11 protein-coding genes are annotated in these 16,364 nt (G+C 71.5%); 7 read left to right on the top strand and 4 right to left on the bottom strand.

Annotated elements, in window-relative coordinates; all coding sequences use genetic code 11:
* Positions 1-116: 116 nt before the first annotated feature.
* The gene (locus QP939_RS40275; protein WP_285451802.1) at positions 117-4,439 is read right to left on the bottom strand and encodes a GH92 family glycosyl hydrolase; all 4,323 of its coding nucleotides are present in this window, start codon (positions 4,437-4,439) and stop codon (positions 117-119) included.
* A 145-nt stretch (positions 4,440-4,584) separates the two neighbouring features.
* On the opposite strand from QP939_RS40275, the gene QP939_RS40270 reads away from it, so the two are divergent.
* Positions 4,585-6,234: a tannase/feruloyl esterase family alpha/beta hydrolase gene (locus QP939_RS40270; RefSeq protein ID WP_285451800.1), complete on the top strand. Its 1,650-nt coding sequence runs from the start codon at positions 4,585-4,587 to the stop codon at positions 6,232-6,234.
* A gap of 42 nt (positions 6,235-6,276) precedes the next feature.
* A complete protein-coding gene (locus QP939_RS40265) occupies positions 6,277-6,915 on the top strand; it encodes a class I SAM-dependent methyltransferase (protein ID WP_285451799.1) in 639 nt (212 codons plus the stop codon).
* Here QP939_RS40265 and QP939_RS40260 read toward each other — a convergent pair.
* Positions 6,891-7,637, bottom strand: a complete 747-nt coding sequence (locus tag QP939_RS40260) for an AraC family transcriptional regulator (RefSeq protein WP_285451798.1) — start codon at positions 7,635-7,637, stop codon at positions 6,891-6,893. The two genes, QP939_RS40265 and QP939_RS40260, sit on opposite strands and share 25 nt — an antisense overlap.
* A gap of 54 nt (positions 7,638-7,691) precedes the next feature.
* Between QP939_RS40260 and QP939_RS40255 the strand changes: the two genes are divergently transcribed.
* Entirely contained in the window at positions 7,692-8,663 is a 972-nt protein-coding gene (locus QP939_RS40255; RefSeq protein ID WP_285451796.1) for a zinc-binding dehydrogenase, read from the top strand.
* On the opposite strand, the gene QP939_RS40250 is transcribed toward QP939_RS40255, so the two are convergent.
* Complete coding sequence (locus QP939_RS40250; protein ID WP_285451794.1) at positions 8,660-9,958, bottom strand: M20/M25/M40 family metallo-hydrolase; 1,299 nt, start codon at positions 9,956-9,958, stop codon at positions 8,660-8,662. The genes QP939_RS40255 and QP939_RS40250 overlap by 4 nt on opposite strands.
* Entirely contained in the window at positions 9,951-10,778 is an 828-nt protein-coding gene (locus QP939_RS40245) for a M55 family metallopeptidase (protein ID WP_285451793.1), read from the bottom strand. The genes QP939_RS40250 and QP939_RS40245 overlap by 8 nt, the downstream gene beginning before the upstream one ends.
* Before the next feature lie 179 nt (positions 10,779-10,957).
* Between QP939_RS40245 and QP939_RS40240 the strand changes: the two genes are divergently transcribed.
* Genes QP939_RS40240 through nikE form a run of 4 tightly spaced genes read left to right on the top strand, consistent with a single transcriptional unit; the run spans position 10,958 to position 16,357 of the window.
* Positions 10,958-12,790, top strand: coding sequence for an ABC transporter substrate-binding protein (locus QP939_RS40240; RefSeq protein ID WP_285451792.1), 1,833 nt, complete (start codon positions 10,958-10,960; stop codon positions 12,788-12,790).
* Between the two features lie 2 nt (positions 12,791-12,792).
* Positions 12,793-13,818 (top strand): ABC transporter permease, encoded by a 1,026-nt coding sequence (locus QP939_RS40235; RefSeq protein WP_285451791.1) that lies wholly within the window; start codon positions 12,793-12,795, stop codon positions 13,816-13,818.
* Positions 13,815-14,711: an ABC transporter permease gene (locus QP939_RS40230; RefSeq protein ID WP_285451790.1), complete on the top strand. Its 897-nt coding sequence runs from the start codon at positions 13,815-13,817 to the stop codon at positions 14,709-14,711. Before QP939_RS40235 ends, QP939_RS40230 begins: the two co-directional genes overlap by 4 nt.
* Entirely contained in the window at positions 14,708-16,357 is a 1,650-nt protein-coding gene (nikE, locus tag QP939_RS40225; protein WP_285451789.1) for a nickel ABC transporter ATP-binding protein NikE, read from the top strand. The genes QP939_RS40230 and nikE overlap by 4 nt, the downstream gene beginning before the upstream one ends.
* Positions 16,358-16,364: the final 7 nt, after the last annotated feature.

The raw sequence follows: 16,364 nt of genomic DNA, 5'->3' as shown, positions 1-16,364 counted from the left end.
GCGATGAAAGTCCCCTTCAGCCCTCGCCGCCCACCCCTCGGCGCCCCGAACGCCGTGAAGGCCTCCTCCCCGGCCACAGCAACCGGGAAAGAGGCCTTCACGGGCCTACCGCTGGACTAGAGCTTCGCGCACTGCCCGGCGGCGGGGCCGCGGACGGTGTTCGGCAGGTCGTAGTCCGTCGGCACCGGCGTGTTGAGCGCGCACGCCAGCGGGCCCGCCACCGTGCTGGACGTCAGCACCGGGCCGTGGTTGGCCGTCAGCGCCAGCGGGCCGCCGAAGTCGGTCAGCTCGATCGACACCGGGCCGGTCGTCCCGGTGATCGCCACCGGGCCGGTGACCTTCGTGCGGTCGAGCACGACCCGGCCGGCGCCGGTGGCCGCGAGCGGGCCCTCGATCGTGCCGCCGCGCACCACCAGCGACGCACCCTCGGCGACGGTGACCGGGCCCGACACCGCCGCGTCCCGCAGGCACACCGTGCCCGAGGTGACCGACAGCGGCCCGGAGGCGCCGGTGACCGTCTTCGTGCAGGCCGCGTCCGGCTGGCCCAGCAGCTCCACCTCGGCCAGCTGCGCCGGGGCGCCGGTGCTGGTCGCGGTGACCTCGAGCCGGTAGTAGGCGTAGTGCGCCGGGTTGGCCACCTTGAACGCCCGCGTCTGCTGCCGCCAGCTGAACGCCTGGTTCTCCTGCTTGTCGGCCACGGCCCAGGTCTTGCCGTCGTAGGAGCCCTTCAGCACCCAGCTCTTCGGGTCGCCCGCACCGGTCTGGGACGTCAGCGTGTAGTGGCTGACGGCCTCCTCGGTGTTGTTGAGCTGGTACTGCACGGCGCCGGTGACGGCGGCCTGGGTGCGCGAGGTGTTGTCGAACAGCGCACCGGCGTTCGAGCCGTCCGAAGTGGACAGCGTGCCCTTGCCGGCCCCGGTCTCGTCGTGCAGCGGCGTCGGCACCGCGTCACCCGAGGTGATCGACTTCGGCGCGTCACCGGGGGCGGTACCCCACGACGACGGGTTCGGGCCCATGTCGAAGTCGATCGTCCCGCCCTTGGCGATCAGGTCGTGCGGCAGCGACGTCGAGGAGTACGCCTTGCCGTTGACCTTCACGCCCTGGACGTAGACGTTCTTCGCGCTGTTCTTCGGCGCGTTGATCACCAGGTCCTTGCCGCCGGCCAGGTGGACGGTGGCCTTCTTGAACAGCGGCGACCCGATCGCGTAGTTCGGGCTGCCCATCTGCAGCGGGTAGAAGCCCAGCGCCGAGAACGTCCACCACGCCGACTGCTCGCCGTTGTCCTCGTCACCGGCGTAGCCCTGGCCGATCTCGCTGCCGGTGTAGAGCCGCGAGAGCGCCTCGCGGACCTTCTCCTGCGTCTTGGCCGGCTGGCCCGCGTAGTCGTACATGTAGAGCGTGTGGTGCGAGGCCTGGTTGGAGTGGCCGAGCTGGCCCATCCGCACGTCCCGCGCCTCCCGCATCTCGTGGATCACGCCACCGTAGGAGCCCGGGAAGTTCGCGGTCTCCTGGTCGGCGAAGAACGCGTCCAGCTTCTTCGCCAGGCCCGCCTGGCCGCCGTAGAGGTTGGCCAGGCCCTGACCGTCCTGCGGCACGGAGAACGCCATGCCCCAGCCGTTGGTCTCGGTGTAGTCGATGCCCCACACCCGCGGGTCGTACTGCTCCGGCGACCGGCTGAACTTGCCCGCCGCGTCGCGGCCCTGGAAGAACCCGACACTCGGGTCGAACAGGTTCACGTACTGCTGCGCGCGGCTGGTGAAGTACTCGTAGTTGGCCAGGTACTCCTGCTTGCGCGGGTCGCTCGCCGGGGCTTCGTCGTAGAGCTTCTTCGACAGGTTCGCGATGCCGAAGTCGTTGACGTAGCCCTCGATCGACCACGAGAACCCGTGGTCGGCGGTGTTCGGCGCGTACCCGAGGAACATGCCCTGGTCCACGCCCTTGCGGCCGACCGCGTTGTTCGGCGGGGTCACCGTCGCGTCCTTCAGCGCCGCGTCGTAGAACGACTTGACGTCGAAGTTGCGCACGCCCTTGAGGTAGGCGTCGGCGAACGCGACGTCCGCGCTGGTGCCCGTCATCAGGTCCGCGTAGCCCGGCGAGGACCAGCGGGAGATCCAGCCGCCGTCGCGGTACTGCTGGACGAACCCATCGACCATCTTCCCGGCCATGTCCGGGGTCAGCAGCGAGTACGCCGGCCACGTCGTGCGGTAGGTGTCCCAGAACCCGTTGTTGACGTAGGTCTGGCCGTCGACGATCTTCGCCCCGGTCTGGGTCGGGGTGTCCGCCCCCGCCTTCGGCGAGACGAAGCTCGCGTACTGGTACTTCGGCTTCTCCGGGGTGCCGGTGTTCTCGAACGCCGAGTTCGGGTACAGGAACAGCCGGTACAGGTTCGAGTACAGCGTCGTGAGCTGGTCCTTGGACGCGCCCTCGACCTCGATCACCTTCAGCTGGTCGTCCCAGGCGCGCTGGGCGGCGTCGCGGACGGAGTCGAAGGTCGCGTTCGGGGTGATCTCCTGGGCCAGGTTCTTCTTCGCCTGGTCCACGCTGATCAGCGACGTCGCGATCTTCATCGACACGGTCTTGTCCGCGCCGGCGTCGAACCGCAGGTAGCCGGTGACGTTGTCGCGGCCCTGCCCGGTGATCTTGCCGCCCGCGGTGACCGGCTTGTCGAAGGTGGCGTAGACGAACATCCGGCCCGCCCCGGCCGACAGGCCGCTCTTGACGTCGGTGTAGCCCGACAGCGTGCCGCTGGCGGTGTCGAGCGTCAGGCCGCCCTGGTTCTTGTAGTTGTCGAAGAGCAGGCTCGAGTCACTGCCCGGGAAGGAGAACCGGAACACCGCGGCGTGGTCGGTCGGGGCGATCTCGGTCTTGATCCCGTTCTCGAACTGCACGCCGTAGTAGTGCGCGCGGGCGACTTCGTTGTCGTGCTTGAACGCCAGCGCGCGGGCGTCGCGGTTGGCGTCCGGCACCCCGGTGGCCGCGGACGGCATCACCTGGAAGGTCTGCCGGTCGCCCATCCACGGGCTCGGCTCGTGGCTGACGCTGAACGCCTGCAGCTCCGGCAGGTTCTGCTCGTTGTTCTGGCTGTGGTAGTTGTACATCCACCGCACGTCGCCGTTGTCGGCGTTCGCGTCGGTGACCGGGGTCCAGAAGTTGAACCCGTGCGGCACCGCGGTGGCGGGGAAGTTGTTGCCGCGGGAGAAGGTGCCGTTGGCCATCGTGCCGCGCGTGGTGAGCACGTTGTCGCTCGGGCGGGTGCTGGCCGGCGGCGTCGGCGTCGCCGAGATCTTCACGTCGTCGAGCCAGCCCTGCAGCGAGCCGGGGCCGTCGGGGTTGTCGAAGCCGACCAGGATCCGGTCGATCGTCTTGCCCTGGGCGACGGTGCCGATCGCGGAGCGCACCAGGTTCCACTGGTTGGTGTAGAGGACCTTGCTCTTGCCCTGGCCCTCGGGCGTCAGCGGGAAGCCGTACTGGTCGGTGGCGCCGAGGTCACGCAGGTAGGTGCCGTCGGTGAAGGCCAGGTCGATCGCGACGTTCGTGCTCTGGTACTTCAGGTCGCCGGTGATGAACTGCGGCTGCACCTTGTAGGACAGCTCGGTCGAGGCCACGACCGGGACGTCGACGTCGAAGACCTTGTTGTAGGACCAGCCGTGGGCCTGGGTCTGGCTGCCCGAGTAGCGGAAGGCCTTGAGCCCGGTGAAGCCGACGCGGTTCTTGTTCGTGTAGCCGCTGGTCGGGCCCGAGTCGGTAAAGGTGCGCATGTTTGGCAGCGGCGGCGGTGCCGGGTCGTCGTTGGCCAGCAGCAGCTCCGACACCTGCAGGATCGGACCGCCGTTGTTGCGGGTGATGTCCAGCCGGAAGTACTTGTACGCCGCGCTCGGCGCGGCCAGCTGGTAGTCCTTCTGCTGGAACCGCGCGGTGAACGCCTGGTCAGCCTGCTTGTCCAGGTCGGTCCAGGTCTGCGCGTCGTTGGAACCCTGCAGGGTCCAGTCCTTGGGGTCGCGCTCGGCGAAGTCGTTGGCCGAGGAGAGCGCGTAGTGCGTGATCGAGGTCGGCTCGGACAGCGTGATCTGCGCCCACGCCGTCGGGTCCCACGACAGCCACTTCGTGTCGGTGGTGCCGTCGACGAGGTTCGAGACGACCTCGCCGCCGCCGGTGTTCTCGCTGCTGGCGCTGGACTCGGTCACCTTCCCGCGGATGTCACCGGGGATGGCGGTGCCGTTCGCGCCGTTGATGCCGGACGCGCGGGGCTTGCCGGCGGCGTCGGTGTCGACGGTGTCGGTCCACGTCGGCTGGACGTCACCGGGCTCGAAGGAGGAGGTGAAGTCGGCGGGGAGGGCTTCTTCGGCGGCGGAGGAGGCCGCGGGGAGGGCGACCAGGCCGGCGGCGACCACAGCGGCGGTCACCAGGAAAGCGACCGGCGGTCTGGCGCTTCGGGGCATCGTTGCTCCAAGCTCTGGAGGGTGAACGGGGGACCGACGGACGGGGACCGGCGGTGCCCAGGAAGCGAAACGCGCGGGTGACATCGATGTCAAGACCGGTCGGCAAACCTGGCCAGAACTGGACAACCGAGGGGAAGGGGCCCCAATGAGACCAGTCCGGATCTTCACCGCCGTCCTCACCCTCACCCTGGCCACCGCCGGAATCGGCCCGGCCACCGCCCACGCCGCGGCGGATTCCGCCGTCCGGCCCAGCTCCGCCTGCGTCGACCTGGTCCGCGGCTTCACCCTGCCGGGCGCGGCCACGCACGTCACCGAGGCCACCGTCGTCGCCGCGACCGGCACCGACCCCGAGTACTGCGGCGTGCGCGGCTACGTCGAACCCGCCGTCCGCTTCGAGCTGCGGCTGCCCACCAAGACCTACGCCGGCCGCTACCTGCAGTACGGCTGCGGCGGCTTCTGCGGCGTCATCACCCCGCCCGCCTTCGCCGACTGCGGCCTGCCCCACGGCGCCGACGTCGCGGTCGCCGCCACCGACGACGGCCACGTCGGCCGCACCCCGTTCATCGTCGACGACGGCAGCTGGGGCGCGAACGACCAGGCCGCCCGCGACGACTTCGAGTTCCGCGCCTCCCACGTCGTCTCCCGCGCCGCGAAGGCGATCATCAAGGCCTTCTACGGCGCCCCACCGAAGAAGTCGTACTTCACCGGCTGCTCCGACGGCGGCCGCGAAGGCCTCCAGCTCGCCCAGCGCTACCCCGGCGACTTCGACGGCATCGTCGCCGGCGCGCCCGCGAACTACTGGAGCCCGCTGGTCGGGGTGTTCCAGACCTGGCTCGCCCGGGCCAACACCGGCGCCGACGGCCGCCCGATCCTCACCGCCGCGAAGCTGCCCGCCCTGCACAACGCCGTCCTCGCCGCCTGCGACCGCCTCGACGGGCTCACCGACGGCCAGCTCGACGACCCCCGCACCTGCCACTTCGACCCCGCGACGCTGACCTGCCCGGCCGGCACCGACACCGCTGACTGCCTGACCCCGGCCCAGGTCGGCGCGGCCCGCAAGATCTACTCGCCCCCGGTCGACGAGCGCGGCACGCTGCTCTACCCGGGCGGCGAACAGCCCGGCTCGGAGCTCGCCTGGGCCGGCTGGATCATCGGCGTCCCCGAGACCGGCGGCGCCGCGTTCGCCCGCAACCTCGCCGACAACTACCTGCGCTACCTCGGCTACCCGATCGGCGCCCCGGCCTCGACCGTCGACAGCTTCGCCTTCACCCGCCGCGAGTTCGACCGGCTCACCCCCGTCGGCGTCCGCTACAACGCGATGAGCCTGGACCTGACGGAGTTCCGGCGGCGCGGCGGCAAGCTCGTCCTCTGGCACGGCTGGGCCGACCAGGCCATCCCGCCGACCGGCACCCTCGACTACTACCAGCGCCTGACCCAGCGCTCCGGGGGCCTCACCCAGACCCAGAGCTGGGCACGGCTGTTCATGGTGCCCTCGCTCTACCACTGCGGCACCGGCAGCACGCTCACCGAGTTCGACCCGCTGCGCGAACTGGTCGCCTGGGTCGAGCGCGGCACCGCCCCGACGGTGGTGACCGCGACGGGCCGCGACCCGGCCGGGGCCGTCACCCGCACCCGGCCGGTGTTCCCGTATCCGCTGCGGGCGGCCTACGACGGCAGCGGCAGCGTCGACGACGCCGCCAACTTCCGCCCGGCACCCCCGGCCGCGCCCCCGCACGACTTCGTCCACTGGGCCGGTGACGGGCTCTACGCCCTGCCCGGGCCGGTCGCCCGGTAAATCGGGTCACGCGGGTCCGGCGTCGTCGCTAAGGTCACGATCATGACGACGCCGGACCCCGCCGACCGCGTACTCGCCCGCGCCTCCCTCGCCGAAGGCAGCCCGACCGCGTGGTTCGACCAGCTCTACACCGCGGCCGCGCGCGGCGAGGCCGAAGTGCCGTGGACCCGCGGCGCGCCGAACTCCGACCTCGCCGCCTGGATCACCCCGGGCGAGGGCCGCCGCGCGCTCGTCGTCGGCAGCGCCCTGGGCGACGACGCCGAGCTGCTGGCCTCCCGCGGCTGGGCGGTCACGGCGTTCGACGTCGCCCCGACCGCGGTCGAGGCCGCCCGCGCCCGGTTCCCGGAGTCCACAGTGGACTACGTCGTCGCGGACCTGCTGCACCCACCCGCGGACTGGCACCACGCCTTCGACCTGGTTGTGGAGATCATCAACATCCAGGCCATGCCCCGCGACTTCCGCCCCGCCGCCATCGCGTCACTGGCCGGGTTCCTCGCCCCGGGCGGCACCGCCGTGGTGTCCGAAGTGGCCGAGGAGAGCACCGACGCCGAGCACTGGGAAGGCCCGCCGTGGCCGTTCAGCCGCGCGGAAATCGAGTCGGTCGCCCAGGACGGCGTCCGGCTGGTGAGCCTCGAGACCGTCCGCGAAGGCACCCGCTACTGGGCCACCTTCACCCGGTGACGACCCGGCGTGGTGCCGACGACCGCGCTGAAGGCCGCGATGAAGTGACTCGGGTTCGCCCACCCACAGGCGTGCGCCACCTGAGTCGTGTCGTGCCCCTCGGCGAGCAGCACCAGCGCGTGCCCGATGCGCAGCTGCGTCCGCCACTCCGGGAAGGTCAACCCGAGTTCGTCCCGGAACAACCGGCTCAGCGTGCGCGCGCTCGCCCCGATCGCCCGGCCCAGCTCGGCCAGCGACGTGGTGTCCCCGGGGTGCTCGTAGAGCCGCCGCGCGATCGCCCGCAACCGATCGTCACGCGGTTCCGGCAGGTGCAGCGGCCGCTCCGGCGCCGCCCGCAGCTCGTCGGCGAGGACCCGGTGCAGCCGGGCCGTCGCCGCGCGGTCGTACTCCCGCGGCCCGGTCAGCGCCAGCACCACCTCGCGCGCCAGCCCGGACGCGGTGAACACGGCCGGGTGCTCCGGCAGCAGCCGGGCCGCCGGGAACACGATCCGCATGTCAGTGTCCCCGTGCGCGCGGTGCCGGTGGACCACCCCGGCCGGGGTCCACGCGACCCGGTTGGCGGGCACGATCGACGTCCCCTCCGCCGTGTGCACGGACAACACCCCGCGCGCCGCGTAGACGAGGTGCCCGCGGGTGTGGGCATGCGCCTCGCTGGCGCCGCCCGACGGCCAGAAGTGCACGCCCCCGGACGGCCAGATCCGGGACTGGCGAGTTTCGGGCATGGTCTGACATGTTACCGGTGGTCGGCCACCCGTCGCGGCGGCGAAGGTGGACCCATGACGAACACGATGCGAGCCGCGGTCTGCGTCCGGCCGGGCGGCCCGGAAGTCCTGGAGATCCGCGAGCTGCCGATCCCCGAGGTCCGGCCGGGCTGGAGCCTGGTGCGGGTGGCCGGGGCGGGCCTGAACCGGTCGGAACTGCGGACCCGGCAAGGACATTCGCCGGACGTGACCTTCCCGCGCGTGCTCGGGATCGAATGCGTCGGCACGATCGCCGCCTCGGCCGACCCGCGCCTGCCGGAAGGGACGACCGTCGCGGCGGTGATGGGGGAGATGGGCCGCGCCTTCGACGGCGGCTACGCCGAATACGCCCTGCTGCCCGATCCGCTGCTGATGCCGGTCACCACGACGCTGCCGTGGGAGGTGCTCGCCGCGCTGCCCGAGACCTACCTGACCGCCCGAGGCGCACTGGACACCCTCGACGTCGGCCCGGGCACCCGGTTGCTGATCCGCGGCGGGACGTCGTCGGTCGGCATGGCCGCCGCGTCGATCGCCGCCGGGCTCGGCGCGGAAACCGCGGCCACCACCCGGCGGCCCGGCAAGACCGCCGCCCTCACCGCCGCGGGCGTCACCCACGTCCTCGTCGACGACGGCGAGCCGCTCGCGGTCGACCGGATCTGGCCGGAAGGTCCGGACCACGTCCTCGACCTCGTCGGTGCCGACACCGTCGCCGGCTCCCTGCGCCTGGTCCGCCGCGGCGGCACGGTGTGCGTGGCCGGGTCGCTCAGCGGCTGGCTCGTCCCGGACTTCGAACCGATCGCGCGGATCCCGTCCGGCACCAAGCTGACCGCGTTCCACAGCAAGGACGCCCGCGGCCGCACCGAGGTCCTGCAGCGGGTCGTCGACGACGTCGAGTCCGGCACCTACCGCCCCAACGTCGACAAGGTCTTCGGCCTCGACGACATCGCCGCCGCCCACCGGTACATGGAGGACAACGCCGCCGCCGGGAAGGTCGTCGTCGTGCCCTAGCAGGTCTCGAGGAACCGGGACAGCACGCGGGTGCCGAAGTGCAGGCCCGCCACCGGCACCCGCTCGTCCACCCCGTGCGCCATCGCCCGGTACGGGAACCCCTTCGGCAGCCACAGCGGCGCGAACCCGTAGTTGGCGATCCCCAGCTGCGCGAACGCCTTCGCGTCGGTGCCCCCGCCCAGGCAGTACGGCACCACCACGGCTTCGGGGTCCTCCGCCCGCAACGCCGCGGCCATCGCGTCGAACCACGGCGAGTCCACCGGCGCCTCGACCGGCGGCTGGTGCGCGACGAACTCCCGCGTCACGCCTTCCCCGAGCAGTTCGTCCAGCACCGCGAACAACGACTCCTCGGTCCCCGGCAGCACCCGCACGTCCACCTGCGCGGTCGCCGTCGACGGGATCACGTTCACCTTGTACCCGGCGTCGAGCATCGTCGGCGTCGTGCTGTTGCGGACCGTCGGCGCCACCAGGTGCCCCGCCGGGCCCAGCGCGGCCACCGCCGCGTCCACCCCGTCCGGAGTGGACAGATCCACCGGCACACCCAGCGCCGCGCCGGTCCGTTCCAGGAACGCCCGCACCGTCGGCGTCAGCGCCACCGGCCAGCGGTGCGCCGCGATCCGGTGCAGCGCCCCCACCAGCCGGGTGACGGCGTTCTCGTCGTTCGGGCGCGAGCCGTGCCCGGCCCGGCCGCGGGCGGTCAGCCGCAGGTGCGCCGTCCCGCGCTCGGCCGTCCCGACCGGGTACAGGTGCACGTCCCGGCCGTCGGCCGCGGGCACGTGGTAGGTGTAGCCGCCGGACTCGCTGACCGCCGCCACGCAGCCGTCGAACAGGTGCGGGTGCTCGGCGACCAGCCAGTGCGCGCCCCAGTCGCCGCGGTCCTCCTCGTCGGCGACGAACGCCAGCACCAGCTCCCGCCGCGGCCGCAGCCCGTCGGCGAGCGCGGCGAGCACCATCGCCACGAAGTCCTTCATGTCCGTCGCGCCCCGGCCCCACAGGTAGCCGTCGCGGATCTCCCCGGAGAACGGGTGCACCGACCAGTCCGCGGCGTCCGCCGGGACGACGTCGAGGTGCCCCTGCACCAGCAGCGCCGGCAGCGACGGGTCCGTCCCGGGCACGCGGGCGACCACACTGGCCCGCCCCGGCGCGGCTTCGAGGATCTTCGCCGGGATGCCGAGGCCGTCCAGGAACGTGGCGACGTACTCCGCGGCCGGGCGCTCGCCCTCGGCGTCGTTGCCGCCGCGGTTGGTGGTGTCGAACCGGATCAGGTCCGCGCACACCTGCACGACGTCAGCCATAGATACCCTGCACCGCCCCCGCCGCGATCGCCGTGACGACCTTGAACGCCTTCATCGCCTCGGTCATGTTCGGCGCGTCGAACCCGACCCGCCGGGTGCCGATCTGCTCCACCGTCGGGATCACCGCCGCCGCCTGCGCCAGGTGGCTCGCGTCGAACTCCACCTCGATCCGGTGCGCCCCGACCTGCCGCTCTTCCCGTCCCGCCCGCGCCATCGCGTCCGTGGCGGCCCCGGTCAGCAGCTCCGCCGTGCGCGCCGGCGGCAGGCAGATCGCCGCGTACCGGCTCACGCACTCCTTCACCGCGACCAGCTCCGCCTCCGGCGCGTAGTCGCGCGCGTCGTCACACGTTTCGTCGTCACCCGAAACGAGGAGGACCGGCACGCCGTACTCCGCGGCCACCGCCGCGTTCAGCCTGCCCTCGCTCGCCGGGACGTCGTCCAGCCACACCCCGGTGATCTGGTTCTCCAGGTAGGTGTGGGAAAGCACCCCGTCGAACCCGGCACCGGCGTGGTAGCCGAGGAACACCACACCGTCCACACCGGAGTCGATGCCCTGCATCATCGACAGCGGCTTGTGGCGCCCGGTGAGCATCCGCGCCCGCGGGTCCAGCTCCTCCAGCAGCAGGTTCCGCTGCGACGAATGCGCCTCGTTGACCAGCACGTCACCCGCCCCGGCCGCGAACAGCCCGGCCAGCACCGCGTTGACGTCGCCGGTGAACAGCCGCCGGAAGCGGTCCCACTGCGGCGAACCGGGCACGACGTCGTCGGTCCAGGTGACGCCGGTGGCGCCCTCCATGTCCGCCGAGATCATGATGCGCATGCCGGGCACTCTAGCCACGCCGCCGGCGGCCCGGACACGGAATCCCGCCTTCCGCTTGTCACGGTCGGTCACCGGAGGCGCTCGATAACGATCGGACACCTGCCGAGGCGGCAACATATTGCGCGGTTGTCCGGGTATGTGGTTACTTCTCGTCCTTGGGGAGGCTCACAGCGAGAACGATGGGGTGGTTTTTGGTGCATTTCCAACGCAGAGTCGGGCGGCTCGCCCGCGTGGGCGCGGTCGCCGCGGCCGCGACACTGGCGGCGATCCCGCTCGCCGTGCCCGCGCAGGCCCAGCAGGGCAAAGTGCTGCGGGTCGCCCTGACCACCGGCATCGACCACCTCAACCCGTTCACCGCCGTGCTCGCCGCCTCGACGCAGATCGGCCGGTTCACCTACGAGTTCCTCACCGTCCCGAACGCCGAGAAGGCCGAGGCCTCGCCCGCCCTCGCGGAGTCCTGGACCCCGTCGCCGGACAAGCTCACCTGGACCTTCAAGATCCGCACCGGCGTCAAGTGGAGCGACGGCCAGCCGGTGACCGCCAAGGACGCGGCGTACACGTTCAACCGCATGCTCACCGACGAGAACGCCCGCACCGCCAACGGCAACTACGTCGCCAACTTCGAGACCGTCACCGCGCCCGACGACACCACCCTCGTCATCAAGACCAAGACCGTGCAGGTCAACATGAACCTGCTCGACGTCCCGATCGTGCCCCAGCACATCTGGGAGCCGGTCAAGGACCTCAAGGCCGCCGACACCGACGGCCTGGCCATCGCCGGCGTCTCCGACGGCCCCTTCCAGGTCACCGAGTACAAGCCGAACGAGTACGTCAAGCTCAAGGCCAACAAGGACTACTGGCGCGGCGCCCCCAAGATCGACGAGCTGCAGCTGCTGCAGTTCAAGGACACCGAAGCCGCCGTCAACGCCCTCAAGCAGGGCGAAGTCGACGTCATCAACCGGCTCAACCCCAACCAGTTCGCCGCGCTGCAGGGCCAGGACGGCATCACCACCAACGCCGCCCCCGGCCGCCGCTACGACGAGCTGGCGATGAACTTCGGCGTCGCCGACAACGCCAACAACCCCATCGGCGACGGCAACCCGGTCCTCAAGGACATCAACGTCCGCAAGGCCATCACCCAGGCCGTCGACACCCAGACCCTGGTCGACAAGGTCCTCAAGGGCCTCGGCCAGGTCGGCGGCGGCGTCGTGCCCCCGATCTACGCCGACTACCACTGGGACCCCAGCGACACCGAGAAGGTCAAGTTCGACCTCGCCGCCGCCAACGCCACCCTCGAGCAGGCCGGCTACAAGAAGGGCGCCGACGGCGTCCGCACCGCCCCCGGCGGCGCCAAGCTCGAACTGCGCCTGACCGGCCACGCCAACCGCAGCTACGACCAGGGCGTCGCCCAGTACGTCGCCGGCTGGCTCAAGGAGATCGGCATCACGGTCAAGCAGGACCTCGTCTCCGACGACGAGCTGTCCGACCGCACCGCCACCGGCAAGTACGACCTGGCCATCGGCGGCTACGGCACCAACCCCGACCCGGACTACGCGCTCTCGCTGCACACCTGCGCCGCGCGGCCCACCCCGGACGGCAAGGGCGGCAGCACCGACACGTTCTTCTGCGACGCCCAGTACGACGACCTGTACAAGAAGCAGCTGACCGAGACCGACGACGCCAAGCGCGCCGACTACGTCAAGCAGGCCCAGGCCCGGCTCTACAGCCAGTACCCGACGATCGTGCTCGACTACCAGAACGCGCTCGAGGCCTACCGCTCCGACAAGTTCTCCGGCTTCACCACCCAGCCGCAGCCCAAGGGTGCCATCCTCGAGCAGACCGGCTACTGGGGCGTCTACGGCGCCACCCCGGCCGGCACCACCAACGCCGCCGACTCCGGCAGCGGCAACACGGTGCTCTGGATCGTCATCGGCGCGGTCGTCGTGGTGGTCCTCGTCGGCGGCGGCATCGCGCTCAGCCGCCGGAACAAGACCTCGGAAGACCGCGAGTAGGAATGACCACGCCCGACCAGGCCGCGGTGCTCGTCGACCCCGACGAGCACCGCGGCGGGACCGGCACCGCCCGGTTCGTACTCAAGAAGATCGTCGAAGCCCTCATCAGCATCGTGCTGGTGATCGTCCTGTTCTTCTTCCTCTTCCGGATGCTGCCCGGCGACCCCGTCGCCGCGATGACCCGCGACCGCGTCACCAGCCCCCAGCAGATCGCCGAACTGCGCGAGAAGATGGGCGTCGACAAGCCCGTCCTCGTCCAGTTCGGCAACTACTTCTGGAACCTGCTGCACGGCGACCTCGGCGAGTCCCGGCTGCTCAACAACGGCCGCCCGGTCGCCGACATGATCGCCGAGCGGCTCTGGCCGACCATCCTGCTCGTCGGCAGCGCCACCGTCCTCGCCGTGCTCCTCGGCCTGTGGCTGGGCATCCGCGCCGCCTGGCGCCGCGACAGCTTCTTCGACCGCAGCCAGACCGGGATCGCGCTGACCCTCTGGTCGGTCCCGCAGTTCTGGCTCGGCCTGATGCTGCTCGTGGTGACCAACGGCCTGTTCCCCAGCCGCGGCATGCACTCCCCGGACGCCGCCCCCGATGTGCTGTCCCAGACCCTCGACGTCCTGCACCACCTGGTGCTGCCGTGCCTGACGCTGCTGGCGGTGTTCTACGCCCAGTACATGCTGATCATGCGGTCGTCGCTGCTGGGGGAGATGAACGCCGACTACCTCACCACCGCCCGCGCCAAGGGCCTGCGCGACGACCTCGTCCGCCGCCGCCACGCCGTCCCCAACGCGCTGCTGCCCACCACCACGCTGGTGTTCATGCAGTTCGGCCAGGTCGTCGCCGGCGCGGTCACCGTCGAGGCCGTGTTCAGCTGGCCCGGCCTCGGCCAGCTCACCTACGACGCCCTCCACGGCCCCGACCTGCCCGTGCTGCAGGGCGTGTTCACCGTGCTGGCCAGCGCCGTGGTGCTGATGAACCTGCTCGCGGAACTGCTCTACCGCGTGCTCGACCCCAGGGTGCGTACCTCATGACCACCGCTGAGACGCCACGGCAGATCGCGTGGAGCCGCCGCCGCGCGTCACTCGCCCGTACCTGGCAGGAGTTCGCCGCCCAGCGCGCCGCGCTCATCGGGCTCGTCCTGCTCGGCGCCACCGTCCTCGTCGCCCTGCTCCTGCCGCTGATCAGCGACGAGAGCGGCCTCGACGTCACCAAGGCCACCGGGGCACCGCTGTCCCCGCCGAACGCCGACTTCTGGCTCGGCACCGACAACTTCGGCCGCTCGGTGCTGCTGATGACCGTCTGGGGCACCCGGATCTCCCTGCTCGTCGGGTTCTCCGCCGCCCTGCTCTCGGTAGTGATCGGCACCCTGATCGGCATCACCGCCGCGCACTTCGGCGGCTGGGTGTCGGCGACGCTGCTGCGGTTCACCGACTTCTTCCTCGTGCTGCCCTCGCTGATCCTCGCGATCGCGCTCTCGGCGGTGCTCCCGAAAGGCGTCGGCACGATCATCCTCGCCATCGGCCTCACCGCCTGGCCCAGCACCGCCCGGCTCGTCCGGGCCCAGACGCTGACCATCGAAAGCCGTCCCTACATCGAGCGCGCCCACGCCCTCGGCGGCGGCCACCTGCACGTCATCGGCAGGCACGTCCTGCCCGGCGTCATGCCCCTGGTCCTGGCCAACACCACCCTGGTGGTCGGCAACGCCGTCATCGCCGACGCGACCCTGTCGTTCCTCGGCGTCGGCGACCCCAACTCCGTCACCTGGGGCCTGGTCCTGGAAAGCGCGCTCAACAACGGCGCCATCAGCCGCGGCGCCTGGTGGAACGTGCTCCCGCCCGGCATCGCCATCGTCCTCGTCGTCCTCTTCTTCACCCTGGTCGGCCGGGGCCTGGAGACCGTGTTCAACCCGAGGTTGAAGAAGTGACCACCCCGCTGCTGCAGCTCCAGGACCTGAACGTCACCTACGAGGTGGGCGACAAGGAAGTCCCCGCCGTCCGCGGCGTCGGCCTCACCCTCGACCCCGGCGGCACCCTCGGCGTCGCCGGCGAGTCCGGCTCGGGCAAGTCCACCGTCGCCATGAGCGTGCTGCGGCTGCTGCCGCGCACGGCGAAGATCACCGGCGAAATCCTCCTCGACGGCGAAGACGTCACCGAGATGAAGTGGGGACGGCTGCGCGCGGTCCGCTGGGCCGAGGCGTCGGTGGTGTTCCAGGGCGCCATGCACGCCCTCAACCCGGTCCGCAAGATCGGCGAGCAGATCGCCGAACCCCTGCGCCTGCACCCACCGGCGGGGAAGACGCCCACCGACGCCGAGATCGACGCTCGCGTCGCCGAGCTGCTCACCCAGGTCGACCTGCCCCCGAGCCGCGCGGGCGCCTACCCGCACGAGCTGTCGGGCGGGCAGAAGCAGCGCGTCATGATCGCCATGGCACTGGCCTGCTCACCCCGGCTGATCATCGCCGACGAGCCGACCACCGCGCTCGACGTCATCGTCCAGGCCCAGGTTCTCGCCCTGCTGTCCCGGCTGGTCGCCGAGCAGGACATCGGCCTGATCATGATCAGCCACGACCTGTCCGTGCTCGCCGCCACCTGCGAACGCATCGCCGTCATGTACGACGGGCAGATCGTCGAAGAAGGCCCCAGCGCCGAGGTCATGGGCGCCCCGAAGCACGAGCACACGCGGGCGCTGGCCGCGGCGTTCCCCACGGTCGGCGACCCGGTGTCCCGCTTCGCCCCGGCGACCACCAACCCGCTGCCCCCCGAACCCGAGGACCGCGTCACCGGCGAGCCCCTGCTGGAGGCGGAAAACCTGCGGGTCTCCTTCCGCGACCGCACGGGCAAGCGGATCGACGCCGTCGCCGGGGTCGACCTCACCGTGGCCCGCGACGAGATCGTCGCGCTGGTCGGCCAGTCCGGCTCCGGCAAGACCACCCTCGCCCGCACGCTGCTCGGCCTGCAGAAAGCCGACTCCGGCGTCGTCCGCTACGCCGGGAAACCCGTGCCCACCGGGGGAGCGGGGCTCAAGGCCTACCGCCGCCAGGTCCAGCTGGTCCTGCAGGACCCGACGAGCGCCCTCAACCCGGCCCACACGGTGTACGAGGCCGTCGCCGAGGGACCCCGGATCCACCAGCTCGCCGACGAGCGCGCCGTCGTCCACCGGGCCCTGGAGGCCGCCGAGCTGCGGCCCGCCGCGAAGTTCGCCGACCGGCTCCCGCACCAGCTCTCCGGCGGCCAGCGCCAGCGCGTCGTCATCGCCGGAGCGCTCGCGCTGGAGCCTTCGGTGGTGGTGGCCGACGAGCCCGTCGCGTCGCTGGACGCCTCCGTGCGCGGCGAGATCCTCGCCCTGCTGCTGCGGCTGCGCCGCGAACTCGGCCTCGCCGCGCTGGTGATCACCCACGACCTCGGCCTGGCCTGGAACATCGCCGACCGCGTCGCCGTCATGTACCGCGGCGAACTCGTCGAAACCGGGACGGTGGAACAAGTCCTGCTCGACCCGAAGCACGAATACACGAAGTCCCTGCTGGCCGCCCTGCCCGGCGGCACCGCCCAGCGCCGCACCGTCGAAACCTGACACTGCG

It is taken from the genome of Amycolatopsis nalaikhensis (genome assembly GCF_030264295.1).
In the GTDB taxonomy this organism is placed as follows: Bacteria; Actinomycetota; Actinomycetes; order Mycobacteriales; family Pseudonocardiaceae; genus Amycolatopsis; species Amycolatopsis nalaikhensis.
The sequence above is the reverse complement of the archived record's forward strand: the minus strand, read 5'-3'. Positions and strand labels throughout refer to the sequence as shown.

Bases quoted from the DNA above. Each gene is read 5' to 3' on its own strand.
- QP939_RS40275 (WP_285451802.1), bottom strand. From the start codon at position 4,439: ATGCCCCGAAGCGCCAGACCGCCGGTCGCTTTCCTGGTGACCGCCGCT.
- QP939_RS40270 (WP_285451800.1), top strand. From the start codon at position 4,585: ATGAGACCAGTCCGGATCTTCACCGCCGTCCTCACCCTCACCCTGGCC.
- QP939_RS40265 (WP_285451799.1), top strand. From the start codon at position 6,277: ATGACGACGCCGGACCCCGCCGACCGCGTACTCGCCCGCGCCTCCCTC.
- QP939_RS40260 (WP_285451798.1), bottom strand. From the start codon at position 7,637: ATGCCCGAAACTCGCCAGTCCCGGATCTGGCCGTCCGGGGGCGTGCAC.
- QP939_RS40255 (WP_285451796.1), top strand. From the start codon at position 7,692: ATGACGAACACGATGCGAGCCGCGGTCTGCGTCCGGCCGGGCGGCCCG.
- QP939_RS40250 (WP_285451794.1), bottom strand. From the start codon at position 9,958: ATGGCTGACGTCGTGCAGGTGTGCGCGGACCTGATCCGGTTCGACACC.
- QP939_RS40245 (WP_285451793.1), bottom strand. From the start codon at position 10,778: ATGCGCATCATGATCTCGGCGGACATGGAGGGCGCCACCGGCGTCACC.
- QP939_RS40240 (WP_285451792.1), top strand. From the start codon at position 10,958: ATGGGGTGGTTTTTGGTGCATTTCCAACGCAGAGTCGGGCGGCTCGCC.
- QP939_RS40235 (WP_285451791.1), top strand. From the start codon at position 12,793: ATGACCACGCCCGACCAGGCCGCGGTGCTCGTCGACCCCGACGAGCAC.
- QP939_RS40230 (WP_285451790.1), top strand. From the start codon at position 13,815: ATGACCACCGCTGAGACGCCACGGCAGATCGCGTGGAGCCGCCGCCGC.